We start from the raw sequence: 24,930 nt of genomic DNA on the forward strand, positions 1-24,930 counted from the left end.
CTCGCTGGGAGTCTCGACATGCTAACCACGCGTTACCTTCCTTCCCTTCGTCTCATGGTATGCATCACCGCCCTTGGCACCTCTCTGGCAGCCAATGCCGGGACAGAAAAAACCATCGACGTCAGCCTGCCTCTCGGTCCGGATTCCCAGCAGGGAATCGGCGTCCTGAAGTTTGGCGAGGAACTCGAGCGGCTGTCCGAAGGAAGACTCACTATCGAGCCACACTATGACAATGCACTTGGTGCTGAGCGGGAAGTCGTTGAAGGCATGGGGTTTGGCACCATTGACGCAGGAATCTCCTCAACCGGCCCGATGGGAGGATTTGTCGACGAATTCATGCTGTTCGACCTGCCCTATGTGTTCAATGACCATGCCCATGCTTATGCGTTTCTCGATAGCGAATACGGAGAGCAGCTGGCACAACTCGCCGAAGATCAGATGAACGTGAAGATTCTGGCCTGGATGGAAAATGGTTTCCGCCACGAGACCAACTCCGTGCGTCCGATCCATGAACCGGCAGACCTCAAGGGAATCAATCATCGCACCCAGGAAAGCCGCGTTCAGGTCGATACCTGGGAGGCACTGGGTGCCAACGCTACTCCCATGGCATGGACCGAGGTCTACACCGCGCTTCAGCAAGGCGTCATGGACAGTCAGGAAAACCCTCTGGCAACCATCTATGACGTCAACTTCTTCGAAGTGCAGAACTACCTGAACCTGACCAAGCATGTCTACTCACCTGCGCCGCTGATGATGAGTCTGGACCTGTTCAACTCTTTCAGTGAAGAGGACCAGGCCATCATTCTCGAGGCGGCGCAACTTGCTCTTCCCGTACAGCGTGAAGCAAGTCAGGAACTGGAAAACCGCTACCTGACTCAGCTCGAGGAAAAGGGCATGACGGTCACTGAGCCTGACTTGCCTGCGTTCAAGGCAGCTGTCCAGCCTGTGATCGATGAGTGGTCGGAAACCGTCGGCAAGGACCTTGTCGATGCTGCGGTGAACTTCAACGACTAGTTCCCGCCTGCCGCCCGGTTCATCGCTGTCACTCCATGGCTGATGACTGCCATCACGCATGAACCTTGCCACATAACCCTGGTAGCCGCCGCCGGGCACTACCGGCGGCGAGACTCCCCCAGCATCCAGGAGGTCCTTTCATGAGGCGTTCACTGTCGGCTGTACGCAAGGGCATTGATAGATTCAACTGCATTCTAGGCTGGTTTTTGGCCTTCACGCTGCTGGTCATGACGGTTCTTATCTTCTGGCAGTTCTTTGCCAGGTTCGTCATTGGAAAACCGCTCTATTTCTCTGAAGAAATTGCCAGGTTCTGCATGATATGGCTGACCTTTCTCGGTGCAGGATTCGCCTTCAGAAAGGGGTTGCTGATATCGATAGATATCGCACTGGAACATGCCAGCCCCGTGCTTGGAAAGATGATACGAATTCTGATCATCCTATCTTCCATCTGCTTTGCATTCATATTGACGTATTTTGGTTTCGATATTGTCGACCGCGTTTCCCACCAGACAGCGCCAAGCACCAGAATATCCATGATGTGGCCATACATTGCCGTCCCGCTTGGCGGCATCGTCATCATCATCAATTCCATTGACCTGCTGTTAAAAGAATGCGTGTCGGAAGAATGCGCATTGCAAGAACTCGCACATAAAGAACCCAGAAGCGAGGAGGCATAATCATGGCATTATTACTCTTCGGATCATTGATCGTCTTTTTCATCATTGGCGTCCCTATCGCCTTTTCTCTTGGCCTCGCTTCTGCCATCACTGTCTGGCAGGGTGACTTGATGCCCATGCTGATCATTGCTCAGCAGTTCATTGCTTCCGTCAACTCCTTTCCCTTGATGGCTATTCCATTCTTCATTCTTGCCGGATATCTCATGCAGAGTGGGGGCATTTCCAAACGCCTGGTCGATTTTTCCAATACCCTCGTGGGCAGCATGACCGGGGGACTGGCGATGGTGGCCATTCTCACCTCGTTGTTCTTTGCCGCCATATCCGGCTCTGGAGCAGCCACCACTGCAGCGATTGGCTCCATTCTTATTCCTGCCATGGTGGCAAAAGGCTATGCCAGCGACTATGCCGCTTCCAATCAGGCTGCCTCCGGGGCTTTGGGTGTCATTATTCCCCCAAGCATTCCATTGATTCTTTATGCCATCGCTGCAGATGTTTCAGTAGGAGACATGTTTGTCGCTGGCGTATTACCGGGCCTGATGCTCACCTTCAGCCTGATCGTCTATGCCTATTTCTATGCCAGACGCAAGCACCATGGAGGAGAAGAAAAGAGTTCCTGGCACGACATCTATCAGGCTGGACGCAAGGCACTGTTGGCCATTTTCATGCCCATCATCATTCTTGGCGGCATCTATGGTGGCTTTTTCACACCAACAGAAGCTGCAGTGGTCGCGGTGGTCTACTCCTTCATCATTGGCACGCTGGTCTACCGGGAAATCCACTTCCGAGAGCTACCGAAGATCTTTCAGGAAGCTGCCGTCATGACGGCTGTGGTATTGATCATCATTGGCGCCGCAGGAGTGTATGGAAGAATCCTCCAAAGCCTGCGTGTCCCTACCATGATCTCGGAGTTTGTCATAGGCACCATTGACAGCCCCTTGCTCTTCATTCTGCTTGTCAATCTTCTGCTTCTGATTGCAGGAATGTTCATTGAAGCCGCTGCAGCCATTCTGATCCTGGTGCCTATCCTGCTCCCCATCGCCATCAACTTTGGATTCGACCCGATTCACCTTGGTGTCGTCATGGTCGTCAACCTGGCCATGGGCATGTTCACCCCGCCGGTAGGACTGAACCTGTTTGTGGCTTCCCAGATATCCCAGGTCAGCGTGACACGCCTTTCCTATGCCATCGCCCCCTTTGTTGCCATTGTGCTGGTCAACCTTCTGATCATCAGCATGGTTCCGTCCCTGTCGACCTGGCTGCCCTCGCTGCGATGAAACGCTGTCGGTCTTAAGAACCGGTCTTGAGAGCCGGTCTTGAGAAAAAAGGAATTTCACTCATGCCCCGCCCCATTCAATGCAAAAGGATACACCTATGACCGTTGTCGAAAGCCTTGTTCCTCAACCTGGATTACGTGTTCTGGTCACCGCTGGAGCCAATGGCATCGGGTTTGAAATCGCCCGGGCCTTCCATGAGTCCGGCGCCCATGTTCATGTCTGCGATCTGGATGAGGCTGCCATTGCGGCATTACCCGACGGTATTGCTGCAACGCATGCCGATGTCAGTGATGAATCTCATGTCACACGGTTGTTCGATGACCTGTCTTACCTCGGCGGGCTCGATGTCGTCGTCAATAATGCGGGTATCGCCGGCCCCACCGGGGGCATCGATGAAATCACTTCGGAGCAGTGGCGCAGGACCATCGATATCAACCTCAACGGCCAATACTACGTTGCCAGCCGCTCAGCCAAGGCGCTTCAGGCTTCCAGGGGGCTCCTGATCAACATGGCCTCTGTGGCGGGACGTCTGGGATTTGCCTATCGCACGCCTTATGCCGCCAGCAAATGGGGAATCGTCGGTCTGACCAAGAGCCTCGCCTGTGAATGGGGCCCCGCCGGGGTTCGAGTCAATGCGATTCTGCCGGGCATCGTGCGCGGCCCCAGGATCGAGCAAGTGATCAGGGATCGGGCAGCAAAACGAGGCATTGGCTACGACGAGATGGAAGCGGAGAACCTGGCAAAGATCTCCATGCGCAAGATGGTGGAACCGAGTGACATTGCGGCCATGGCGCTGTTTCTGGCCGCACCCGGGGGCAGCAACATCTGTGGCCAAGCGCTCAGTGTCTGCGCCAATGTCGAATCACTCTAATCCCCCCTGATTCCCCAAGCTTGAGGACATCTAGATGACACCACATATTGCTGTCGTGGGAGCAGGACTGATTGGCCGGGCCTGGGCCATCGTGTTCGCCCGGGCAGGCCATGCGGTACGGCTTTACGACCCTAGCCAGGCGGCTCTGGAAGAAGCCCATTCGGCAATCCAGCAGTCGCTTGCCGATCTGGTGGCCGCTGACCTGCTGACCTCCGCCACAGAGACGTTTTCCTGCATCCAGTTCAATGATTGCCTGACCAAGGCTCTGGAAGGCACCTTGTATGTGCAGGAATGCGGCCCGGAACAGCTTGATGTCAAACGCGACCTGTACCAGCAGATGGAAGCACTCGTCGCACAGGAAACGATACTGGCAAGCTCGACATCGGGTATTTCGGCCTCACATTTCAGCCACCATCTCTCCCACCCTCAACGCTGTCTGGTGGCCCACCCTGTCAATCCTCCTTACTTGATTCCATTGGTCGAGGTTGTACCCAGCCCCTTGACGTCGGAACAGGTGGTGGAGAGCACCATGCGCTTGCTGTTCGAGACAGGCCAGCAACCCGTACTGGTAAGAAAGGAAGTTCAAGGCTTTGTTCTGAATCGATTGCAAGGCGCCCTGCTCAATGAGGCCATGAGACTTCTGCAGGATGGCGTGATATCGGCAGAAGATCTCGACAAGACCGTCAAGCATGGCCTGGGGCTGCGCTGGTCATTCATGGGGCCTCTCGAGACTATCGACCTCAATGCGCCTGGCGGCATCTGTGACTATGCCAAGCGTTATGGCCCCCTCTACCAGGACATCGACAGGCAGCGCAGCGATACAGCGCCCTGGCATCCAGAACTGCTGGCGACGATAGAAAGCGAACTCCGTCAACAGGTGGCAGCCAGCGACCTTTCCCCACGCCAGCAGTGGCGGGACCAGAGCTTGATGGCCCTTATCAGCCATCAACGAACCCGTCACTGAAAGGTGCTCTTTCCATTGAAGGAGCTCTCTTTCCGTAAAGGTTTTCTTTTCCAGCAAAGGTTGTCTTTTTTCAGTAAAGGTTATCTTTTTCCCGCAAAGGAGCCTCACATGGCCACTCCACGCAAGTCCATCATTACCTGTGCTGTCACCGGAGCCATCCATACTCCTTCCATGTCTCCCTACCTGCCGGTAACACCAGAGGAGATCATCGAAGCCTCCATTGCCGCCGCCGAGGCAGGTGCTGCCATCCTCCACCTGCATGCACGGGACCCTGAAACAGGAAAACCCACCCAGGATCCTGCCGTCTTTGAACGCTTCCTCCCGCAAATCAAGGAAGCCACGGGTGCCGTCATCAATCTGACGACGGGAGGCAGCCCCCACATGACGGTCGAGGAACGCATGCGACCCGCCATCGAGTTCCAGCCAGAACTTGCATCCCTCAATATGGGCTCCATCAATTTCGGCCTGTTCCCCATGTTGAATCGTTACACGGAGTTCGAACATGAATGGGAGCGGGAGCATCTGGAAAACAGCCGTGACCTGGTGTTCAAGAACACCTTCTCGGACATCGAAAAAATCATGACACTGTGCGGGAAGAACGGCACCCGATTCGAGTGCGAGTGCTATGACATTGGCCATCTCTACAGCTTGAAGAACTTCGTTGACCGAGGCGTCATCGAAGGACCGATTTTTATCCAGAGTGTCTTTGGCATACTGGGGGGGATTGGTCCCCATCCGGAAGATGTCATCCACATGCGGCGCACGGCGGACAGACTGTTCGGGAGTGACTATGCCTGGTCTGTGCTGGGCGCAGGCAGCAGCCAGATGAGAATTGCTGCACAGTCCGCCGCCATGGGAGGCAATGTGCGAGTAGGGTTGGAAGATTCGTTATGGCTAGGTCCCGGCAAGCTTGCAGAGAGCAATGCCAGCCAGGTTGCCAAGGCCAGGCAGATGCTCGAATCACTGTCGCTTGAAGTCGCCAGCCCTGACGATGCGCGACAGATGCTGCAACTCAAGGGCGCGAACAACGTCGCCTTCTAGGACAAGTTTCCTTCGCAACCTCGATATCGCGTCATCTACAATGCGAAGGACTGCCAGGGGCCGGTGCCTCTGGCAGCGAGGCTTACAGCGAGGATAGATTGAGGACAGTACCAACGGTGAAAAAGAAAGGAGTGACCTCTCGAGAAGTCGCAAGACTCGCGGGGGTCTCACAGTCAGCGGTCAGCCGGTGTTTTTCTCCAAAAGCCAGCGTATCCGAGGCAACCCGGCAGAAAATCCTCGATGCAGCCAAAGAATTGGGATACCGCCCCAACTCTATTGCACGCTCACTCACCACTCGCTCAAGCCGTACCGTGGCAGTCGTGATTCATAGTCTTGAAAGCCCCTTCTACTCGATGGTGCTGGAACGAGCTGCACGCTTCTTTCAAGGACAGGATTATCATCTGCAGCTGTTCGTCGCCAGCCCAGGCGAAAGCATCAATGATGTGATCGACAGCCTGATCCGCAGCCAGGTGGAAGGCGTGCTGATGCTGGCCATCACCCTCAGTGTCGATCAGGCATCCATGCTCGCGGATGTCGGGATACCAACGGTCATCATCAATCGCACCGTGGATTATGCAGGCATCAGCCAGGTGGGCTGCGACAACTTCCATGGTGGTTTCTGGGCGGCCACGCATCTGGCCAGGGCTGGCCACCACAGAATCGCGTTCGTGGCCGGCCTCGCAGGCAGTTCTACCAGTGAACAGCGCCGTGATGGCTTTGCAGCAGGACTCGAAGCAGCCGGGCACACATTGGCCTATCAGGACATCGGCCATTATCGCTACGATGATGCACGCCAGGCGGCAAGGCGCCTGCTTTCCCGTGAGTCTCCGCCTGATGCCATCTTTTGCGCCAATGACCTGATGGCCATCGCCGTCATGGAAACAGCACGTCATGAGTTCGGGCTACGCATCCCCGAGGATGTTTCCGTGATGGGTTTCGACAACGTTGCCATGGCAGCATGGCCCAGCCATGACCTGACAACCGTTGCACAACCCATTGATGACATGGTGATCAAAGCCACCGAGCTATTGATGCACCAGGTTCGTGATGAGGAAACTCAGCCACAACACATCAAACTGCCGATCGTCCCCATGGTACGCGGAAGCACTCGTCCTCCTCTCAAGTGCTAACCGATCCCCGGGCGTACTGGCACTTTCTTGCGAGTATTCAGCACCCCGCCCTCACGGGGTGCTCTTCATCGACGGTTCTCAACCCACCAGCTGTCTGTATGCCAGTACAGCAGGTATACCAATGCGCGCACAGGATTCATCGCGCCACATCCGATGCCCGCAGATCCTCGACAATGTCGCAGTGTTCCATCAGATAGGTCTCGATGCCAGCCTCACGCCATTTTTCCGCCACTGCCAGGCGCTGCCATTCCTGCATGGGAGGATGTAGCACCAGACGCTCCACATAGTCTTGTGCCATGCGGCTCAGCGGCAATCCATAGGACTTCGCACGCAATGCCACAGGGGCAAAGAAGGCATCGGCGGCCGTGAACCTGTCTCCACAGAGAAAAGCTCCGCCCCAGCGTTCAAGCCCTTGCTTGAATATTTCATCGATACGTTGAACATCCTTGTCCAGCGCCATGGATGGCTGCTTGAGCTTCAATGTCACACCACAACACATGGGACACTGGCTACGCAATGCTGCAAAACCTGCATGCATCTCGGCACAGATACTACGAGCCCAGGCTCTCGCGCTGTCATCTTCAGGCCAGACACCGCCATGACGCTCCGCAAGATACTCGACTATCGCCAACGATTCCCAGACATGTATTTCGCCATCGATCAGACAAGGCACCTTGCCCGTTGGTGAAAAGCGGCGGAATCGCTCTGCGCTGCCACCCTCCTCGGCAAAAGGCGTCAAGGTTTCATTGAAGGGGATCTGTAATGACTTCATCAGCACCCAAGGGCGCAATGACCAGGACGAAGTGGCGCGATTGGCAATGTGTAGTTGATACATTGTTGCTCCCAGCGCAGCGTGTATTGGCTCAAAGGAAGAGTGGTGCCCTTCCGATCCTAGAGGTCTCGACAGTTCATGGGAACCATTCACCCGCCAGATGAGCCATCTGGTTCCATAGAAAACCCTCGACTGTCTCTCGCACGCTGCGTGGACGGCATCTAAACTAACCATCTCCTATTAACTAATAATTTTTCAACATAAGGAGGTCGTCATGAGTCGCCGAAATGGAGATCAGCACCGTGGCATCCACTCACTATATGCCGAGGACTCGGCCGATGCTGACCGCCGCCTTTGGGGGCGTGAAGTAGACCCTGTCACGCGCCGGGGTTTTCTCAAGCGATCAAGCCTGCTTGCCATGAGCGCAGTACTCGGCGCCAGCATTCCCTTTGCCCGTTTCATGCCGGGAGGATTGATTCCCGCAGCACTGGCCCAAAGTGAGGAACCCTTTGCCATTGATGGGAAGGATGGCCTGGTCGTCCTCAATGACCGTCCCATCAATGCCGAGACGCCTGCCCATCTGCTGGATGACGATGTGACACCCGCGCGCCACATGTTCGTGCGCAACAATGGCCTCCCTCCCGAGCGCGACAGTATCGACACCAGCCAATGGACGCTGGAAATCACCGGAGAATCCTGCGTCACCCCTACCACCTTCACGATAGACGAGCTGAAAGAGCGCTTCGACACCCATACCTATCAGCTGCAAGTGGAATGCGGTGGCAATGGCCGTTATGAATTCGTGCCCGCGACTGGCGGCAACCAGTGGACTACCGGAGCCGTGGCCTGCCCTCGGTTTACCGGCGTGCGCCTGCGCGATGTACTGGAGGCCTGTGGTATCGCCGAGGATGCCGTCTATATCGGCTACTATGGTGCCGACCGACATGCCAGTGGTGCTGCTGGAAAAGTCGCCATCTCGCGCGGTGTCCCCATGAGCAAGGCACTGGAAGACGAATCCCTGATTGCCTGGGCCATGAACGACGAGGATATCCCCTACCAGAATGGCTATCCGCTGCGCCTGGTGTGTGGCGGCTGGCCAGGTTCCGTTTCTGGCAAGTGGCTGAACAAGATCGTCATACGCAACCAGAAGCACGATGGTCCCAAGATGGCGCCCCCCTCCTACAGCATACCGGCCACTCCAGTGGCACCAGGCAGCGAAGTTCCGGAGGACGAATTCGTCACCATTCACTCCATGCCAGTCAAGTCACTGATCACTTATCCCCGCTCGGGCATAGAACACGCTGCGGATCAGGTACTGGAGGTTCGCGGCCATGCCTGGGCAGGCGACCTGTCGGTTGCCAAGCTGCATGTGTCGATCGACTTTGGTGTCACCTGGCAAGAAGCTAGCCTCAAGGAAGCCCCCAATCGCCTGGCCTGGCAACGCTTCACTGCCGACATCAACTTTCCTCAGCCTGGTTACTACGAGATCTGGGCCCGGGCCGTTGACGAGAAAGGCCAGTCCCAACCCATGGTGGTACCTGGATGGAACCCCAAGGGCTACCTCAACAATGCCTGCCATCGCATTGCGGTTCAGGTCGTCTGAGGAGGGGCATCATGGTGATGACATCACGCAAGCATCAATGGTCATGGGCAAGGCGCATACTGGCTGGCCTGCTCGCGTCGCTGACCATCAGCGCACTGCTGGCCCATGCAGCCGTGGCACAGGATGTCGATTCGGACACTGGGCTAGTGATTGCCGACGGCTGGGAAACGGTCAAGAACAACTGCACGATCTGTCATTCTGCCAAGCTGGTGACGCAGAACCGCGGCAGTCGAGAGCATTGGGCCGATCTGATCACCTGGATGCAGGAAACCCAGGGGCTATGGGAATTTCCCCCGGAAATGGAGAACACCATTCTTGACTACCTCTCCAGCCACTACGGCCCCAAGCATGAAACCCGGCGCCAGAACCTGCCACCCGAGCTGATGCCTCCTGCTGCGCCCTCCAATAAATCTGAGTCTTCTTCATAACGTCTTCATAACGCCTTGACGACACCGTCATGGCACTGCGGCCCCTTTGATATCATCAAAGGGGCCGCATGTGTCTGTATCAGCTAGTCTGTCACGCCAGTACGTTGAGGCACCAGGTAATGGCAGGAATGGCAACTGCATCAATCAGCACCGCACCACATAATGGCACGATGATGAAAGCCTTGTGCGACACGACCTTGTAGTGCTCGCATACGGCGCTCATGTTGGCCACGGCATTCGGTGTTGCCCCGAGACCATGACCGACGAAACCGGCAGTGAGTACAGCGGCGTCATAGTTACGGCCAAGCAAGCGAAACAGCACCAGCAACGCAAGCCCGACGATAGCAACGGTCTGCACCAGCAGAATGATCAGCAAAGACCCACCCATCTCCTGCAGTTGCCAGATCTTCAGGTCCATCATCGCCATGGTCAGGAATACTCCAAGAGCCACATCTCCGATGGCAGCCAGGGCGTTGTCAGGAAGTTCAACCCAGGCAAAGCGATCGTTGAGATTACGCAACACGATGGCCACGAACATGGCGCCGACATAACTGGGCAGAATGATACCGAGATGACTTCCCAGGCTCTCCTTGAACCATGCGCCCAGCACCATCACCGGCAAGACAATGGCCAATACCTTGAGCAACACCGAACCATCAATGCGACCAATAGTGGGGCGCTCTTCTTCCTGTAACGTCTCCAGGCCATGCACATCCTCGGCTTCAATCCGCACGCGACGACGGTCGATGATCCAGCGTGCCAGGGGGGCGCCGATAATGCCGCCGACGATCATGCCGAAGGTGGCCGAGGCAATCGCTGCAGTCGTGGCTCCCTGTGCCCCCAGTGCTTCAGCTTCAGGCCCGAAGGCCGCCGCTGCACCAAAGCCACCTTCCAGCGACGTCGCACCTGCCATCAGGCCGATCAACGGATCGAGCCCCAGCATATGCGCCATGCCAATGCCGATGCCATTCTGCATCAAGGCCAGGGTCCAGCATGCCAGCAGGTAGACCAACAGCGCCTTTCCTCCTTTCTTCAACAGGGCCAGGCTGCCTCCCAGTCCTACGGTGGTAAAGAAGGCAACCATCAGTGGCGACTGCATGGCCATGTCCATGTCTATCTCGACCAGCCCCAAGTCACGCAATAACCAGGCCAGCAGAGCAAAACCGAAGCCACCGATGACAGGGGTGGGAACACAGAAATGTTCCAGCCAGTTCAGGCGTCGTTTCAGCCAGGCGCCCAGCATCAGCAACAGCAAGGCCAATGCCGTGGTTGTCACGGCATCCAGATGCAGATTCATTATTTCGCTCCAGAAGGGTTATGCGGGCACAAGAAGACCAGCTGTCTGCAGCCGAGCCCGGTTTCAAGAAAGTGTCGACGGCCTCAGCGGGCCAGGCGTTCGACAATACGAGCACCGACCCGGGCGGTGCGCTGGTCGATATCCCGTTCAGGATTCAGCTCTGCTACATCACATACCGGCAGTTCGACACGGGCACGTACATAATCAATGACGTCCTCGACAAGACGCAGGGAGATACCCCGTGCCGAAGGTGCACTTACGCCTGGCGCCACATAAGCCGGCAACGCATCCAGGCACACGGTGAGATAGACGGCATCCACTTTGGCCAGCAGGCGATCGACAGCCTCTTGCACGACTCCGGTACATTCATCGAGGCAGTCTTCGTCCATGACCCAGTCAACTCCCAACTGGTGTGCTCTATCGAACAATGCCCGGGTATTGCCGCTGCGACTAACTCCCAGGCAGGTGTAATGAAACCCTACCTGATGCTCCGCACAATGTTCGGCACACTGACGGAAAGGCGTTCCCGAGCTGGGGCGTGCCGCCTGACGCAGGTCCAGGTGCGCATCCAGGTTGAGAATGCCCAGGCGCGGCAATGCCGAGGACTGCAGGCGTTGACGCAATAACCCAGAAAAGCTGGCGAAGGCGATCTCATGCCCTCCTCCCAGGCCGATGACGCGATGCCCCTGGTCGAGCAGGCTTGCAACACGCTGAGCAAACAGCGCCTGGGCGTCTTCCAGAGCATCGCCGTCGCAGACAATATCTCCGGCATCGAACAAAGGAGCATCAAGGTGATAGGCCAGATTAGCCAGTTGACCACGCAAGGCGCCGGGCCCTTGTCTGGCCCCGGCACGTCCCTGATTGCGTGCGACACCTGCGTCGCAGCTCAGGCCAAGCAAGGCATGTCCCGGCACGGACTTTTCGTTACAGGGCTGCATGACCTGATGCCAACGGCGCGTATCGCCATTTTCCTCAGGATCTTCTCGCCCACGCCATAAACGGTGGCACTCTGTGCTGTACCATGCTGATGTCACTGCAGAAGTTCTCCTAAGCGTTGAGCACTGTCACGGGTCTGGCAGGCGAGCCATTCCTCACGCCCGGACACTCGGCTTTGCGGTGCCATGACGCTGACCACCGCTTTCAACTGACCACGTGGTGTCAGCACTGGGGCACTGGCTCCCCACACGCCCTCATCGATCTCACCAAGGCTGACAGCAAAGCCATGCTCGCGGATGTCTGCCAATCCCTTCAGGGCCTCATTGCGCTCCTGCTCATCCCGCAATGCCAGCGCCATCTCGCGTTCTGCATCCGACATCCAGGCCAATAGCGCTCTCGCACTAGCACCCTTCACCAGTGGCTGGACCTGTCCCTGTCGGTAGCAACAGCGTAGTGGCTGGGGGCTATCGATCATCTCGACGCACAAGGCATGGTCCCGCAATGCCACCAGCAAGGCAGAGCTTTCCTGAGTTCGCTCGGTCAGTTCCATCAGCACAGGGCTCGCCCAGCGCATGAGTTCATTGCTCCGCAGAAAACCCTGCTGCAAACGCACCGCCTGAGCGCCGGGCGCATAACGGCCATTGGCACGCTCGCTGACCAGCCCCCAGGCCAACAACTGGCGAAGATGCCGGTAGGCAGTGGAAACCGGCTGAGCGGTACTATCGGCCAATTGCTTGACGGTCATCGCTTCATCGCCATTAGCCAGGCAACACAGCAGCGCCAGCATGCGGTCGGATGGTCCCATCGCTTTCTCCCCACCTCTCAAGCACTTCTCAAGCACTTCTCAATGCACATGTGTCCAACTGACATGTCTGTGCGGAGTTCACGTTTGGCAAGAGTGCTATCGACAAGAACGATTTCGATAAAATCGTATCCCAACTAATGAATATTCCGAAAACTTATTATCAATTTTCGAGAAACCAATAATGAGACTTTAGTCTAATTCGGATTCATCAATAGAATGCGTCCCCCGCCCTGGCTACCAGGACGGGATGAGGGAAAAAGAGAAAAGGAAAGGGAAAGGGAAAGGGAAGGCAATGATGCGGGAGGGAAGACACAGCCAGGTCGTGGGAAGCCACGGGCTACGGGCAACCGACACAACCTGACAGGAAAATAGATAAAACGGCGGACCTGGGGCGGCCTCACGCCATCAGCTCAATCTCGTAACCCGTGTACTTGCGCAGATTGATCACACCGCTATCAAGCATCAGGTACTGGCCCTTGATGCCCATCAGCACTCCTTCGATTTCCGGAGTCTTGTCGAGGTTGTGGGAAACTACCTTGGTGGGATACTCGAGCACGGGGTAGGTGAAACGCTGCGCCGGCTCGTCAAGCACACGGATGGCATCCTGGCCAAAACGCTCATGCAGTTCCTCAAGACCAGGAGCCAGAGTATCAAGCAGCCGATCACGCTCGGTAGCCAGATCGATCTCCGCAGTATCGTTCTTGAGCATGGCTCGCCAGTTGGTGCGGTCCGAGACTTCGTTCTTGAACAGCACTTCGACAAAACCGGATTGCTGACGACTATCCACGGCAATGATCGGCAATGCCTGGACCGCGCCCTGGTCAAGCCAGCGGGTAGGCATCTGATTGGCACGTGTGATACCGACCTTGAGTCCGGAGGCATTGGCCAGATAGACGATATGAGGCTGGAAGCAGAAGCGCTCGCCCCACTCTGGCTCGCGGCAGGTACCTTCGTGGAAATGGCACAGTTCAGGTTTCATGATGCAGGAATCGCACTGCGCCAGACGCTTGAAGCAGGGATAACAATACCCCTGGCCGAAGCTTTTCTTGCTGGGCCGGCCGCAATGGGTACAAGCGATGGCACCTGTCCATCTCAGGCTCAAGGGCTTGCCGAGGTAATCATTGAGCGGCAGACGCGCCTCCCCCGCACGCAAGGTGTAACGAGCGGGAGTGGCCGGTTCGATGGACATCTTGGTCAGGCAACCACTGGCAAGCATGTCAGTCACGACTGGCATCCCGGCCCAGACCTGCCAGTTCAGCAGGAATATCGGTGCCACTGGATGAACCACCGCACGTGCGCTGTTCCAGATACCCCACGCGCTGCTGCGGCGGAACATTGTTCTCGACTTCGTAGCGAATCACTGCTTCCAGGGAAAGTTCGGTCTGCTCCTGGGTGAGGCGACGCCCATCAGGCCATTTGCGCAGGGCCACCGCCTGCTTGAGGCTCTCGTAAATGGCCGGTGTCATCTGGGAAATCATTCGTTCGAAGGTCATGTCACTCATCGAAACATCCACACTAAATGGCTGGTTTGCGTGAATGATACCAGCCGAGCGCCAAGCCCACGAGCAGCCCGCCCAGATGAGCGGCATTGGCAACGTTGCCAAAGCCGACCAGCCCAGCAAAACCCGTCATCGTGAATACCATCCACAGCAGCATGAACACGACAAGCATCTGCGGTACAAAGAAGCCACTTTGCGGAGCTCTGCGCATCATCAACCAGACATAGCCCAACAGCGCATAATCGACTCCCGACATGCCACCGAAGAACACGCTCCCCGTGGCGTACTGTGCCAGGTTGCTTGCCACCCCGGCCACGATGACCAAAGTGAACATGCGCAAAGGGCCGTTGAGCAGCTCGATCTGGCGCCCGAAGTACCATAGCCACATCATGTTGAAGATCAGGTGCATCCAGCCAAAATGCAGGAAGATCGGTGAGATCAGCCGCCACACTTGCCCGGAGGCCATGCTATCGGCGAGTGTTCCCACCGCCAGGGCCCCTCCGCTGATACCTACCGGGACGATCGTCATCCAGATCAGCGCCATGTCACCCCACAGCGCCTGGGCGCCAAAGACAACCAGGCTCAGCACCAACGTCAGTACCGTGACGGGTAGATGGCGCAGGACACGCTGCCAATCCAGTGAAGTTCCAGCCTGTGCCTGCGGAGGCGGGGTCAAGGCCTCTCCCCGCTGCCAGCGACCCAACAGTTCTTCCACTGCCCCCTGCTGCCCTGGATCCGCCAGCCACAGCACCTGTCCATCTTCTTCATTGGTGAAGCGGTGGCCAATCCGGTGTGCCCACAGCGCCTGGCGCAACTCGCGGGTATCGATATCGTGAGGGATCAGCAAGATCCGATACATGGTGCCTCCTGCACGCTGGCTGTCTTCACGCTCATGGCTGTCTTCACGCTCTTTACGTCAGGATCACACCCTGATCCTGGCGCGGGAAGGGAAATCATACACATACAAAAAGTCCGGCGGAGGGGGCCGCCGGACAAGAGCAAGGGATCATTCAAGGGAACACCTACTCTGACGCTGACCTGGGGAAAAGGTTTCACGACTGGACAAAAATAATTTGTAATGTTTTGTATCAGTCAAATTCCATCTCTCGGGGAGTAAGCCGCGCATTGGCATCCCGGGGAACTGGCACCCAGATAAAGTTATCGGCATCAAGGCGCCCCGTCTTTGCGTAGCTGGCGAAACTATGGCGATAGGCCACAAGTCGCCCGAACTTGACCGCGCTATAGTCAAGGCAAGCAATATTAGGCGCAGGCAATGCAGGAATGCCCTCGCACCAGTAGTGCCCGATGAACAAGGGGGGTTCATCAGGCCCATAATAGCTCAGCGACGCCTTCTCCTCACCCGACAACGGCCGCCCCTCCAGCCCCTGAGGCAAGTTATCCGGTTGGAACACCACGTCTCCCCAGGTAATGGGATCCTGGGCCCAGAAATGCGTCCTGAAGGTACGCCGGGAGAAACCATCCCCGGAGTGAATCACCACTCCCTGCGGCAACTTGATCGCCCCGCCCCGCGTCAGACGCTCGAGAATATCAAACTCCTCGGTGTCCGGAATCGAGGCCCTGACCAGAAATTCCGCGTCGATGCAGGTATCGGGATTCAACTCACGAAGCCTGTCGACCCTGGCATGATCCCAACACGCATGAACGACGCGGATACCATCGATGTCGAGGCACAAGGGCAGGCTGGCGAACCAGCTCAGCGCGTCATCCCATTCCTGCGGATGATCGTGATACTGATCCAGCGTTTCCTTGATGATGCGATTATGCCGAGGGGTATGTGGCCGAAGCCATTCACGTTCCAGCCCAGGTGGAGCCTTCTGGGTATAGCTCAGGGCATTGATTTCATGGTTGCCCAGCACGATATAGGCTTCGCCCTCCTCCACCATGCGCTTGGCAATGCTCACGGCCAGCCGAATACGCGGTCCCCGGTCGATCAAGTCACCAAGAAAGACCACCTTGCGCCGAGGATGCCGATAAACCCCGCCCTTCAGGTGATAGCCAAGGCGTTCCAGCAACACAGCCAAGGTTGCGCCACAGCCATGCACATCACCAATCAGGTCATAACCTTCCAATACGTTGGCCGTCACCTCAATCTCCCAACCGGTGGCTCCAGCCCAACTTGCTACGCAGCACATCGTAGAAGTTGTGGCCGAGCGGATGCACCAGTTGCACACACTTCGGTTTGCGGCGGATCACCAATACATCGTCAGGCTTGGCCACAGCCCGAGTCTGACCATCGCAGCTGATATGCGGGTATGTCTGGTTGGTTTCACCGATATGTACCCGAATCTCACAGGCCGCATCAATCACGATAGGCCGGCTGGACAGGGTATGAGGAAACATGGGAACCAATGTCAGAACATCCAGCTTGGGATGCATGATAGGACCACCACCGGACATGGCGTATGCCGTGGAACCCGTGGGCGTGGCCACAATCAGGCCATCGCTGCGCTGGCTGTAGACGAACTGACCATCGATGAACAGTTCAAACTCGATCATGCGCACGGCCTTTCCCGGGTGCAGCACGATCTCGTTCAGAGCATCACCGCTACCCACCAGGTCATCGCCCCGGTAAAGTTCTGCATCGAGCAGGAAGCGCTGTTCCACTTCATACTTGCCCTCCAGGACCTCACCGACTCTTTCTTCCAGTTCGTCCGGCGAGATATCCGTCAGGAAGCCAAGGCGTCCGCGATTCACGCCAAGCACCAACGTACCGCTATGACACAAAGTACGCGCAGCTCCCAGCAGGCTGCCATCGCCTCCGACCACAATCACCAAATCGCATAACTCGCCGAGCAGCCGACGGCTGGCTTCGGCATGGCCTCGTTCCAGCAACGTCGAAGCGGTCCTGTCTTCGACGATGACATGGTAGCCCTGGTTATCCAGAAAGCGGATCAGGCGCTTGAGAGTCTCCAGTACCTTGGCACTCCCCGGGCGACCGATCAGACCAATATTCTTGAACGCTTGCATGCACGCATCCTTCGCTAGGCAAGCGCTCATTATGGCGACCTGCCGGGAAGCGGGCAAACCCGCCGCATGATCAGATGGCTTCAGGTTTCCTGATGCACCTCAGGACGCCTGATTTACCTTCACCTCAGGACACCAAGGCAGCTTCCTTGCGTTTCTTCCACCAGTGGTTGAGCCACAAGGAGACGCCGATGATCACAGCTCCCAGTGCCAATCTCATCAGATCGGCATCTCGGTTCCAGATCACCAGATTGACCAGCAGCCCTGCCGGTATCAGTGCATTGTTCATGATCGCCAGCGTTCCGGCATCAACCTTTACCGCCCCCAGGTTCCACATGAAGAAGCCCAGCCCGGAAGCGACCAGCCCGAGCCACAACAGCACTCCCCATTGCAGCCCGCTTGTCGGCAACGCCTCTACGTTGCCCAGCAGTAAGAAGGCAGGCAGTGCTACCACCAGGGCACCGAGATAGAACCAGGCGAAGACACTATGACGCGGCAGTTCGTCAGGCAGGGTCGCCGAGAAACGACGATAGCCGACCTGCCCCAGGGCAAAGCACAGATTGGCTCCCTGCACGACCAAGAAACCTGCCCAGAAGCTTTCACTGACGCTCTGGTAACGAATGACCGCAGCACCAATGACAGCCAATATGGCAGTCAACAGATAGAACGGCGTAAAACGACCAAACAACAGGTCGTCGAGCAATGCGATGTAGATGGGCGTGAAGATGGTGAACAGCAGGACTTCCGGAACCGACAGCAACAGGAAGGACTGGTAGAAAAAGATGTACATCACGCCCAGCTGGAGCGCCCCCACCCCCAGCAGCACCACCATTTGCCTGGGACGCAACAGGCGCGGCCGGAGCAATGGCAAGAAGACAAGAAATGCCAGTCCTACACGCATCAGCACAGCAAAGTAGCTGTCCACCTGACCAGACAGGTAGACACCAATCAATGAGAACGAAAAGGCCCAGAGGGCTGTCACCAGGACAAGCAGGCTCACCGTCAACTCCATAAGCAACATCAAGTTGACGGCAAGTATACGGCAACCTGCATGCACTGCTGAACAAGGGAAATACGGAGGCACCCTCGCCACTCTGATTTCTCATGAGCAGCAAGGCATCATGTGTAGGTGCCACACCTCAAGGAAGATAACGGTATAATCGCTATTCTTCCTGATGTCGACGATACAGCTTCAGCAGCCACCACACTGCATAGGCCACTCCGGGCAGCCATCCCACCAGCATCAGCATGAAGGCAATGGCCGTACGTCGAGGTCCTCCTTCGCTCACGGCAACTGCCAGGGGAGGCAGCAAGACCGCCAGCAACAGCAGCGCCATGCGCGCTGAAGGCGATGCCACCAACGCCCGGGCCATTCCCTCTCGGGAGTGTATGCTTCCTGGCTGGAGAGGCTCATGCGCTGCGGTTTCAGGAGAGACTGAAGCCCGAGTGGCGGCCCCCTGAGAGGGCTCAGGTGTAAAGTGCTCCACACCTCCTGCAGCCTTGCCGCTGCCAGAAAGTGGTTCGACAGCATCGTGATGCGCCTGATGATCGATCTTCTGCTCCAGCTGTTCTGCACCTTCGGCGAGCACGTCATGGTAGCGCTCCCAGTCTTCCCAATCATGGGGCGTTCCTGCCTTGGGGCGATGGTCATGAGAGCCACGAGCACGCTCCCATGCCTTCTCTTCAAGGGTTGTGGCTTTCTCCTTGTCTTTCTTTCCATCAAGCCCTTTTCGGGCCAGGTACTCTTTCGCATCCATAGGCTAGTCTCTCGCTTTATGCCGGAGCATGGGTTCGCACAAGGCGCACGGAGCGCAACAACCGGAGCCTATAGGGTATAGGTGAGGATGGTGAGCACCGCGCACCAATTCGCCGGGAGCGAATTGGAACATCCCTCGGATGGCCCGTAGGGTAACCGCCATGGATGGCGGCTATAGCCAAGTGATTCGCACGCGCAGGCATTAATGCAGTGTTTCCTTTGCCGCCCAGATCCTATGGTCTCTGATGCAGGACCAACAAGTATATTTCAGCATTCTCTTACCCATATTTCATGCTGTAGTGAGCTACGCTGAATTCATGCATTGACTGAACGGCTCTGCAAGCATCCTGCGCCGCCCGAATACCGGCCGTGTAGAACAGGACGGACAGAGGTAACCGTCCTTGACAACTAGGAGAGCAACCATGCCCCTGAAAGCCCCTCCATCCATTGTCCGCGACATCATGTCCCGTGATTGCTATCGGGTCACTGGTACGACATCGATTTCCACTCTGGCAGAAGGACTGGCGCTCCACCGCTTACCGGGGGCCCCTGTTGTCGATAGTCATGACCATGTCATCGGCTTCATTTCAGAGCAGGATGTCCTGGGCAAGGTGATCGAAAGCCTGTATCTGGATGTCGAGGCCCCATTGGTCAACGAGTTGATGCGCAATGAAGTGCTGACCGTCTCCCCGACCAAGAGTATCGTCGACCTGGCTCAGGAGATGCTGGGCGCCAAACCCAAGATCTACCCTGTCACTGAACAAGGACGGCTGATTGGCATCGTCACCCGGCGGGACGTTCTCAATGCGGTGCTGAGCATGCGTCGACAACTGCGTAGCGCCTGACGTCGCCACTCTTGTCCTGCCACTCTTATCACCCTATGGTGCTTGCCACTCAGGCCCTGGTCACCGGTGACCAGGGCCTGAGTCATGCTCAGGACAGGCTGTCCTTCTTTTCATACACCTCATGAACCGACTCGGCCCCTGGCAGTTCACTGCGGCAGCCCACAAAGGCCTCTCTGTAAAAAAAACGCCCCATGCAGAACATGGGGCGCAAAGATCGATTTAGCAAACCAGAACAACACTGCTAGCGACTGCCATCGCGCATGTTGTCTGTACTTACTCTGACAACTTTGTTCAGAAAAGTTCTCTCAGTGTTCAGATTTTTTTCATTGCGCCGAGCAAGGCGGGCATTCGCTGTCCTACATCACGTCTAGAAACAGTATCCTGCTCTTCTGATCACTGAATCGGCACTCGGTTCACTTCATCTCAAAGCCACGCTCGATCAGAAACTCACGCATGTGGGCACGCAGCTTGTCATCGAACAGAGGTCGCAGGTTGCGTGACCAGTTGGAGTCCTTGTTGCCACCACCCTTGCGCGACTGATAGTAGGCGTGAATGGACTCATCAAAGGCTTCTACCAGGGCTTGGTCATCGGTGTAGTAATCCTCCTTGAGGATCGCTTCCACTGGCAGGCGTGGCTTGATATCAGGTTGATGTGCAGGATAGCCAAGACACATGCCGAACACGGGATAGACATGCTTGGGTAGATGCAGGAGGTCGCTGATTTGCTGGGGATTGTTGCGAATCCCCCCGATATAGCAGAGTCCCAGCCCTTCCGACTCTGCTGCGATGGCCACATTCTGGGCAAACAACGCCGTATCCACACTGGCTACCAGCAGCTGTTCCGTCATCCCGCGCACGACGTGAGAGCCTGCGCGCTCCGAAGCCTCTGTGGGTCGTTTCATGTCTGCGCAGAACACCAGAAAAGCGGCACAGGATGCGACATAGGACTGTCCACCCGACAGTTCGGCGATCATCTCGCGATTCGCCTGATCCTTGACATGAATCACACTGTAGGCCTGCACATGACTGGAAGTCGCGGCAGCTTGGCCAGCCTGTATCAGCTCGACCAGCAGCTCCCGGGGAATCGGCTGATCAGTAAACTTGCGAATGGAACGGTGGGATTTCAGCAGTTCGATGGTCGAGTTCATGATGTTCAGTAAACCAAGTCGGTGGACGATGCTCTCCGGATGATGCTGAAGACATCTACCAGAGGTATGCGGCATAGGTTATCGCATTGAGAAAATCATTTCCCTGCTAATGATAATGTCATGGGCGCTCCGAGTCTGGAAATGGCGGCTACCCTCCGGCGCCGGCGGTATAAAAGCCGCCCTAGACAGCGTACCCCGGAATGCCTTTTGGTCTGTGGCCCGGTGCTGCCCTTGACCGAGCGTTGTCCTTGACCAAGCGCTGTTCTTGATCAGCGATGTCCTCGACCAAGCGCTGCCTATGGCCAAAGACTAACTATGGCCAAAGACTAACTATCGCCAAGACTAGGCTTGACCTCTCCATATAACGCCTCTAATGTTCCATTTATAGAACGTTCGATAAATGGAACACTCTCAGGCATCAGCTTCAGACTACCAGCGTGATGCCTTACCGGGCGGCTGGATAGAGCCCGGGCGACTGAACAGCAAAATTCTGGACATATCACACATGGATACCCTTTCCCTCGGCACCTTGGGTGAGCACCTGCAGTCTCTGCGCATTGCCCAGGGCCTGTCGTTATCGCAGCTGGCCACTCAAGCTGGTATCGCCAAGTCAAATCTGTCACGTCTCGAACAGGGCCAGGGCAACCCCACCCTGGACACACTATGGCGCCTGGCCGTTCAGCTACAGGTGCCGTTTGGCACGCTGGTCAAGCCTATCGCCATACCGTTGGGTGAAGACGGTGTACAAGTCCAGTTGATTGACCAGGGCAAGGGAAGCCCCCCGGTGGATGCCTACTGGATGCGATGCGCGCCTCATACCAGCCGTCATGCGGAGGCTCATACCCCTGGTGCACGGGAAACCATCACTGTCATCAGCGGTGAGATCCAGGTAGGCCCTGAAGGTGCTCTGCAATATATCAAGGCTGGTGAAAGCACGGATTTCGAAGCGGACCGGCCACATCAATACATGACGGGAGAAAACTGGGCGACCTTGTTGGTCACCATCATCTATACCTCTTCAAGAGGAACAGCCCCATGAGCTCACAAGCCCTCTTGCAATCTTCCCGCCCCTGGCTTGCGGGCATGCGTGACGCCATCCCCTTGCTCGGTGCCTATATTCCGATTGCCATCTCATTTGGCTTGATTTCGGTTCAGGCCGGATTCAATGCCTGGGAGACTATCGTCATCTCGACGCTCATCTATGCAGGTGCCTCCCAGTTTCTGTTCGTTGGCATGGCTGCCGGTGGTGCGCCCCTCTGGCTAACGGTCGCCATGACGCTGCTGATCAATATTCGCCACATCGTTTATGCACCGAACATTGCACCCTGGCTGACCAGGAATCGTTGGTGGCCGTGGTTGATGCATGGATTGACCGACCAGATCTTCGCTCTCGCCCACAGCCGTTTGCCACACATGCCCGAACAACAACGAATCGGCTGGTACACAGGGGCCGCCGGACTGGCCTGGGGTAGTTGGGTAGCCGGGTCAGCCCTGGGCGCCATTGCCGGTGACTGGATGATCAAGAGCTGGCCACTGCTCAGTGAAGTCATGCCCTTTGCCCTGCCATCGTTGTTCCTGGTGCTGCTGATACCTCGCTGTACCTCCATCCGCTGGGTACTCGCCCTGTCAGTTGCGACCTTTGCGGCACTTGCCCTGGCGCTGTTCGGTTACAGCAATGTGGCCATTCCGCTGGCTGCTGTCTTGGGTGCTGCAGCGTTCTATACCATTCAACCGCGTGGAGGAAGCACGACATGAGCAGCGCACTATGGATCGCTGTACTGGTCACGGCACTGGGCACCCTCGCCATGCGCATGCTGCCTTTACTGTGGATGCGCAGGCACTTGCGCCAACAGGCCAATAGCGATGTTGACGCACTTCCCCAATGGCTCGGCATCCTCGGTCCGCTGATGATTGCTGCTGTACTTGGCGTGTCACTGATTCCTCAGCAACCAGACGCCACTAGCTGGAGTGCCACTCTCCTCGGCTGTATCGTCACTTTCGGAGTATGGTATCGCACCCGAACCCTTGGCTGGCCAGTCGCCGCAGGCGTCGCGACCTTCGGGATGGTAATCGTGGTGGGTAGCATGCTGTAAGTGATCATCCATATTTCCACCGGCACCAGGCATGCAGAGCGCTCCACAGATAGGCCTCCTCTGCATGGCTATGCGACAAGACCAAAGTCGGGAAAGGCGCTCACTCTAGTGCGTGATACCATTCGTGCCGTTGTCAGCGATCTCGTCGCCAGATCAATCTGGAAGTAAAGGTGTCCTGCCTTTGCCTATCGGTCACGGCGAACGCTTTATCGTACGAGTCGTCGAGACTCCAGCGTCAAACTCTCTACGACAGGAAACCCTGCGCGCACTGGACGAGTGCAATACCCAGCCCCACGCCGACCACTAGCGGGGCCTGGAGTGAGCCTCCCATTCCCTGGCCGGGTCGGTTCCCAACAGCTGCCACACGGTTAGCGTTTTACCGGCCAGTTTGAGCTTACTCATGACGCTGGTATGACCAGGTACCCAAGATCGGCAAGAGTGCATCCTGCCTAACTTTTTACGGTGGTGAAATGAAATACCCCCTCCCTCCCCTTAACCCACTGAGAACCTTCGAAGCCGCAGCACGGCTTTGCAGTCTGACCAGCGCAGCTGAGGAGCTGAACGTTTCCCAGGTTGCCGTCAGTCGCCAGGTTCGGGTGCTCGAGGACTACCTGGGTGTCGCCCTTTTCCGGCGCCTGCACAGAGGTATCGAGCTGACACGCGAGGGCAAGGAGCTGTATGAAGGCATCACTCAGGCCTTTCAGGACATCGGCAGTGCCGCGCGCAAGGTGTCGCGCCGGGGCCGAAGAGATATTCTTTCGATTCAGTCCTATACGACCTTCTCGCAACGCTGGCTGATCCCCCGACTGGCCAACTTCCATGACACTAACGAATCTATCGAAGTCAGGTTATCGTCCTCGCTGTCACCGGTGGATTTCGACACGCAGAATATCGACGCCTCCATCCGCTCTGGCCGCGGCGACTGGCCCGACCTGCATGCCGAGAAGCTGGTGGACATCGAGCTCATCCCGATATGCTCCCCGGCGCTGATGGAATCGGCGAAACTGACATCACCACAGGACCTGTCCCGCATACGCCTGCTGCACTCCATGGCACGCCCCAACGACTGGGCCAGCTGGCTTTCGTCGGCCGGCGCCAACATCGACGCCGATGCCGGTATTCGCTTCGACAACTCAGCCTTGGCCTACGAAGCGGCCTCGATGAACATTGGTGTGGCTATCGCAGTCAAGGTCTTCATAGAACGCCAACTTCAGAATGGCAGTTTTATTGCGCCCTTTGAGACCACGTGCAAAACAGGTGAAGGTTATTACCTGACATGGCCGCGAAACATGAAGCCATCCGAGCCACTGCTGAAATTTTTATCCTGGATGCGCGAACTATTGGCCAATACGCAATAACTTCCCACCTTCATTCTTCAGCCAACCCATCTTGACCTAGATTCAATGGGTTCGATATTCGAGCCTTATTGTTGGCTCTCTCCTTTGCAAAAGTCGCCACAAAAGCGCCAATGACGAACCTGGAGTAGCGCCCAGGCTTGCCTGACCAAAACATGCCCAATGACTGACAAATCATCAGTACCACGCTCACATGCTTTTTGGGATTCTTGATGCAAGGGCTCAGCCCCAGCATCAGATATTCAAAGAATAATACCCAATTGGAGCGCCGGACATGCTACAGAAAATCACAAAGAACGCCTGCAGCTATCTAAACACAGCCTGTCTAAGCACATTCTGTCCAAGTACGTTCTGTCTAAGCACAACCCGCCGTGTCCTAAGCACGACCAGCCTTGCCGCCACGATATTGCTGTGTAGTGCAGGAACAGCCCTGGCCG

At 56.7% G+C, this 24,930-nt stretch carries 26 protein-coding genes; 14 read left to right on the top strand and 12 right to left on the bottom strand.

What is annotated here, in order from left to right:
- The first annotated feature begins 18 nt into the window (after positions 1–18).
- From E4T21_RS12800 to E4T21_RS12830, 7 genes are all read left to right on the top strand, one after another.
- Entirely contained in the window at positions 19–1,014 is a 996-nt protein-coding gene (locus E4T21_RS12800) for a TRAP transporter substrate-binding protein (RefSeq protein ID WP_149285434.1), read from the top strand.
- 140 nt (positions 1,015–1,154) lie between these two features.
- A complete protein-coding gene (locus tag E4T21_RS12805; protein ID WP_149285437.1) occupies positions 1,155–1,691 on the top strand; it encodes a TRAP transporter small permease in 537 nt (178 codons plus the stop codon).
- 2 nt (positions 1,692–1,693) lie between these two features.
- Positions 1,694–2,965: a TRAP transporter large permease gene (locus E4T21_RS12810; protein ID WP_149285439.1), complete on the top strand. Its 1,272-nt coding sequence runs from the start codon at positions 1,694–1,696 to the stop codon at positions 2,963–2,965.
- 97 nt (positions 2,966–3,062) lie between these two features.
- Positions 3,063–3,836, top strand: coding sequence for an SDR family oxidoreductase (locus E4T21_RS12815; RefSeq protein ID WP_149285441.1), 774 nt, complete (start codon positions 3,063–3,065; stop codon positions 3,834–3,836).
- A 34-nt stretch (positions 3,837–3,870) separates the two neighbouring features.
- The gene (locus E4T21_RS12820; RefSeq protein ID WP_149285443.1) at positions 3,871–4,800 is read left to right on the top strand and encodes a 3-hydroxyacyl-CoA dehydrogenase; all 930 of its coding nucleotides are present in this window, start codon (positions 3,871–3,873) and stop codon (positions 4,798–4,800) included.
- A gap of 108 nt (positions 4,801–4,908) precedes the next feature.
- Positions 4,909–5,841: a 3,5-dioxohexanoate:acetyl-CoA acetone transferase gene (kce, locus tag E4T21_RS12825; protein WP_149285445.1), complete on the top strand. Its 933-nt coding sequence runs from the start codon at positions 4,909–4,911 to the stop codon at positions 5,839–5,841.
- 116 nt (positions 5,842–5,957) lie between these two features.
- On the top strand, positions 5,958–6,971 hold the full coding sequence (locus tag E4T21_RS12830; RefSeq protein WP_149285447.1) for a LacI family DNA-binding transcriptional regulator: 1,014 nt from the start codon (positions 5,958–5,960) through the stop codon (positions 6,969–6,971).
- Positions 6,972–7,107: 136 nt separating this feature from the next.
- Here the strand turns inward: E4T21_RS12830 and E4T21_RS12835 are convergent, their stop codons facing one another.
- Positions 7,108–7,806, bottom strand: coding sequence for a glutathione S-transferase family protein (locus tag E4T21_RS12835; RefSeq protein ID WP_149285448.1), 699 nt, complete (start codon positions 7,804–7,806; stop codon positions 7,108–7,110).
- 211 nt (positions 7,807–8,017) lie between these two features.
- Between E4T21_RS12835 and E4T21_RS12840 the strand changes: the two genes are divergently transcribed.
- Both E4T21_RS12840 and E4T21_RS12845 read left to right on the top strand, forming a co-directional pair.
- Positions 8,018–9,346: a sulfite oxidase gene (locus E4T21_RS12840; protein WP_149285449.1), complete on the top strand. Its 1,329-nt coding sequence runs from the start codon at positions 8,018–8,020 to the stop codon at positions 9,344–9,346.
- An 11-nt stretch (positions 9,347–9,357) separates the two neighbouring features.
- Complete coding sequence (locus E4T21_RS12845; protein ID WP_205423386.1) at positions 9,358–9,774, top strand: hypothetical protein; 417 nt, start codon at positions 9,358–9,360, stop codon at positions 9,772–9,774.
- Positions 9,775–9,865: 91 nt separating this feature from the next.
- On the opposite strand, the gene gltS is transcribed toward E4T21_RS12845, so the two are convergent.
- From gltS to E4T21_RS12895, 10 genes are all read right to left on the bottom strand, one after another.
- On the bottom strand, positions 9,866–11,071 hold the full coding sequence (gene gltS, locus E4T21_RS12850; protein ID WP_205423387.1) for a sodium/glutamate symporter: 1,206 nt from the start codon (positions 11,069–11,071) through the stop codon (positions 9,866–9,868).
- Positions 11,072–11,154: 83 nt separating this feature from the next.
- Entirely contained in the window at positions 11,155–12,105 is a 951-nt protein-coding gene (hutG, locus tag E4T21_RS12855) for a formimidoylglutamase (RefSeq protein ID WP_149285451.1), read from the bottom strand.
- Entirely contained in the window at positions 12,102–12,812 is a 711-nt protein-coding gene (locus E4T21_RS12860; RefSeq protein ID WP_149285452.1) for an IclR family transcriptional regulator, read from the bottom strand. Before E4T21_RS12860 ends, hutG begins: the two co-directional genes overlap by 4 nt.
- Positions 12,813–13,209: 397 nt before the next feature.
- Complete coding sequence (locus E4T21_RS12865; RefSeq protein ID WP_420827708.1) at positions 13,210–14,046, bottom strand: DUF2797 domain-containing protein; 837 nt, start codon at positions 14,044–14,046, stop codon at positions 13,210–13,212.
- The gene (locus E4T21_RS12870; RefSeq protein WP_149285453.1) at positions 14,030–14,314 is read right to left on the bottom strand and encodes a YeaC family protein; all 285 of its coding nucleotides are present in this window, start codon (positions 14,312–14,314) and stop codon (positions 14,030–14,032) included. Before E4T21_RS12870 ends, E4T21_RS12865 begins: the two co-directional genes overlap by 17 nt.
- Before the next feature lie 13 nt (positions 14,315–14,327).
- On the bottom strand, positions 14,328–15,170 hold the full coding sequence (locus E4T21_RS12875) for a rhomboid family intramembrane serine protease (protein WP_149285454.1): 843 nt from the start codon (positions 15,168–15,170) through the stop codon (positions 14,328–14,330).
- A gap of 229 nt (positions 15,171–15,399) precedes the next feature.
- Positions 15,400–16,401, bottom strand: coding sequence for a metallophosphoesterase (locus E4T21_RS12880; RefSeq protein WP_149287203.1), 1,002 nt, complete (start codon positions 16,399–16,401; stop codon positions 15,400–15,402).
- Positions 16,402–16,417: 16 nt separating this feature from the next.
- Entirely contained in the window at positions 16,418–17,299 is an 882-nt protein-coding gene (locus E4T21_RS12885; protein WP_149285455.1) for an NAD(+) kinase, read from the bottom strand.
- Between the two features lie 124 nt (positions 17,300–17,423).
- Entirely contained in the window at positions 17,424–18,296 is an 873-nt protein-coding gene (locus E4T21_RS12890) for a carboxylate/amino acid/amine transporter (RefSeq protein WP_149285456.1), read from the bottom strand.
- 163 nt (positions 18,297–18,459) lie between these two features.
- Positions 18,460–19,053, bottom strand: coding sequence for a YqaE/Pmp3 family membrane protein (locus E4T21_RS12895; protein WP_149285457.1), 594 nt, complete (start codon positions 19,051–19,053; stop codon positions 18,460–18,462).
- Positions 19,054–19,474: 421 nt separating this feature from the next.
- Here E4T21_RS12895 and E4T21_RS12900 point away from each other — a divergent pair, with 421 nt between their 5' ends.
- Positions 19,475–19,897: a CBS domain-containing protein gene (locus tag E4T21_RS12900; RefSeq protein ID WP_149285458.1), complete on the top strand. Its 423-nt coding sequence runs from the start codon at positions 19,475–19,477 to the stop codon at positions 19,895–19,897.
- A gap of 413 nt (positions 19,898–20,310) precedes the next feature.
- On the opposite strand, the gene nfsA is transcribed toward E4T21_RS12900, so the two are convergent.
- Positions 20,311–21,045 carry an oxygen-insensitive NADPH nitroreductase gene (gene nfsA / locus E4T21_RS12905; protein ID WP_149285459.1) on the bottom strand — a complete coding sequence of 245 codons (735 nt, stop codon included), beginning with the start codon at positions 21,043–21,045 and terminating at the stop codon, positions 20,311–20,313.
- Between the two features lie 505 nt (positions 21,046–21,550).
- On the opposite strand from nfsA, the gene E4T21_RS12910 reads away from it, so the two are divergent.
- The 4 genes from E4T21_RS12910 (at position 21,551) to gcvA (ending at position 24,496) form a co-directional block, all read left to right on the top strand.
- Positions 21,551–22,084: a helix-turn-helix domain-containing protein gene (locus tag E4T21_RS12910; protein ID WP_149285460.1), complete on the top strand. Its 534-nt coding sequence runs from the start codon at positions 21,551–21,553 to the stop codon at positions 22,082–22,084.
- Positions 22,081–22,800 carry an AzlC family ABC transporter permease gene (locus E4T21_RS12915; protein ID WP_149285461.1) on the top strand — a complete coding sequence of 240 codons (720 nt, stop codon included), beginning with the start codon at positions 22,081–22,083 and terminating at the stop codon, positions 22,798–22,800. Before E4T21_RS12910 ends, E4T21_RS12915 begins: the two co-directional genes overlap by 4 nt.
- Positions 22,797–23,138, top strand: coding sequence for an AzlD domain-containing protein (locus tag E4T21_RS12920; RefSeq protein WP_149285462.1), 342 nt, complete (start codon positions 22,797–22,799; stop codon positions 23,136–23,138). The genes E4T21_RS12915 and E4T21_RS12920 overlap by 4 nt, the downstream gene beginning before the upstream one ends.
- Positions 23,139–23,608: 470 nt before the next feature.
- Positions 23,609–24,496, top strand: coding sequence for a transcriptional regulator GcvA (gene gcvA / locus E4T21_RS12925; protein WP_149285463.1), 888 nt, complete (start codon positions 23,609–23,611; stop codon positions 24,494–24,496).
- Positions 24,497–24,930 lie beyond the last annotated feature (434 nt).

Origin of the sequence: Halomonas binhaiensis, assembly GCF_008329985.2 — a bacterium.
Taxonomy (GTDB): domain Bacteria; phylum Pseudomonadota; class Gammaproteobacteria; order Pseudomonadales; family Halomonadaceae; genus Halomonas; species Halomonas binhaiensis.

Coding starts and splice junctions, on each gene's coding strand:
- E4T21_RS12800 (WP_149285434.1), top strand. CDS start 19: ATGCTAACCACGCGTTACCTTCCTTCCCTTCGTCTCATGGTATGCATC.
- E4T21_RS12805 (WP_149285437.1), top strand. CDS start 1,155: ATGAGGCGTTCACTGTCGGCTGTACGCAAGGGCATTGATAGATTCAAC.
- E4T21_RS12810 (WP_149285439.1), top strand. CDS start 1,694: ATGGCATTATTACTCTTCGGATCATTGATCGTCTTTTTCATCATTGGC.
- E4T21_RS12815 (WP_149285441.1), top strand. CDS start 3,063: ATGACCGTTGTCGAAAGCCTTGTTCCTCAACCTGGATTACGTGTTCTG.
- E4T21_RS12820 (WP_149285443.1), top strand. CDS start 3,871: ATGACACCACATATTGCTGTCGTGGGAGCAGGACTGATTGGCCGGGCC.
- kce (WP_149285445.1), top strand. CDS start 4,909: ATGGCCACTCCACGCAAGTCCATCATTACCTGTGCTGTCACCGGAGCC.
- E4T21_RS12835 (WP_149285448.1), bottom strand. CDS start 7,806: ATGTATCAACTACACATTGCCAATCGCGCCACTTCGTCCTGGTCATTG.
- E4T21_RS12840 (WP_149285449.1), top strand. CDS start 8,018: ATGAGTCGCCGAAATGGAGATCAGCACCGTGGCATCCACTCACTATAT.
- E4T21_RS12845 (WP_205423386.1), top strand. CDS start 9,358: ATGGTGATGACATCACGCAAGCATCAATGGTCATGGGCAAGGCGCATA.
- gltS (WP_205423387.1), bottom strand. CDS start 11,071: ATGAATCTGCATCTGGATGCCGTGACAACCACGGCATTGGCCTTGCTG.
- E4T21_RS12860 (WP_149285452.1), bottom strand. CDS start 12,812: ATGGGACCATCCGACCGCATGCTGGCGCTGCTGTGTTGCCTGGCTAAT.
- E4T21_RS12865 (WP_420827708.1), bottom strand. CDS start 14,046: ATGCCAGTCGTGACTGACATGCTTGCCAGTGGTTGCCTGACCAAGATG.
- E4T21_RS12870 (WP_149285453.1), bottom strand. CDS start 14,314: ATGAGTGACATGACCTTCGAACGAATGATTTCCCAGATGACACCGGCC.
- E4T21_RS12875 (WP_149285454.1), bottom strand. CDS start 15,170: ATGTATCGGATCTTGCTGATCCCTCACGATATCGATACCCGCGAGTTG.
- E4T21_RS12885 (WP_149285455.1), bottom strand. CDS start 17,299: ATGCAAGCGTTCAAGAATATTGGTCTGATCGGTCGCCCGGGGAGTGCC.
- E4T21_RS12895 (WP_149285457.1), bottom strand. CDS start 19,053: ATGGATGCGAAAGAGTACCTGGCCCGAAAAGGGCTTGATGGAAAGAAA.
- E4T21_RS12900 (WP_149285458.1), top strand. CDS start 19,475: ATGCCCCTGAAAGCCCCTCCATCCATTGTCCGCGACATCATGTCCCGT.
- nfsA (WP_149285459.1), bottom strand. CDS start 21,045: ATGAACTCGACCATCGAACTGCTGAAATCCCACCGTTCCATTCGCAAG.
- E4T21_RS12910 (WP_149285460.1), top strand. CDS start 21,551: ATGGATACCCTTTCCCTCGGCACCTTGGGTGAGCACCTGCAGTCTCTG.
- E4T21_RS12915 (WP_149285461.1), top strand. CDS start 22,081: ATGAGCTCACAAGCCCTCTTGCAATCTTCCCGCCCCTGGCTTGCGGGC.
- E4T21_RS12920 (WP_149285462.1), top strand. CDS start 22,797: ATGAGCAGCGCACTATGGATCGCTGTACTGGTCACGGCACTGGGCACC.
- gcvA (WP_149285463.1), top strand. CDS start 23,609: ATGAAATACCCCCTCCCTCCCCTTAACCCACTGAGAACCTTCGAAGCC.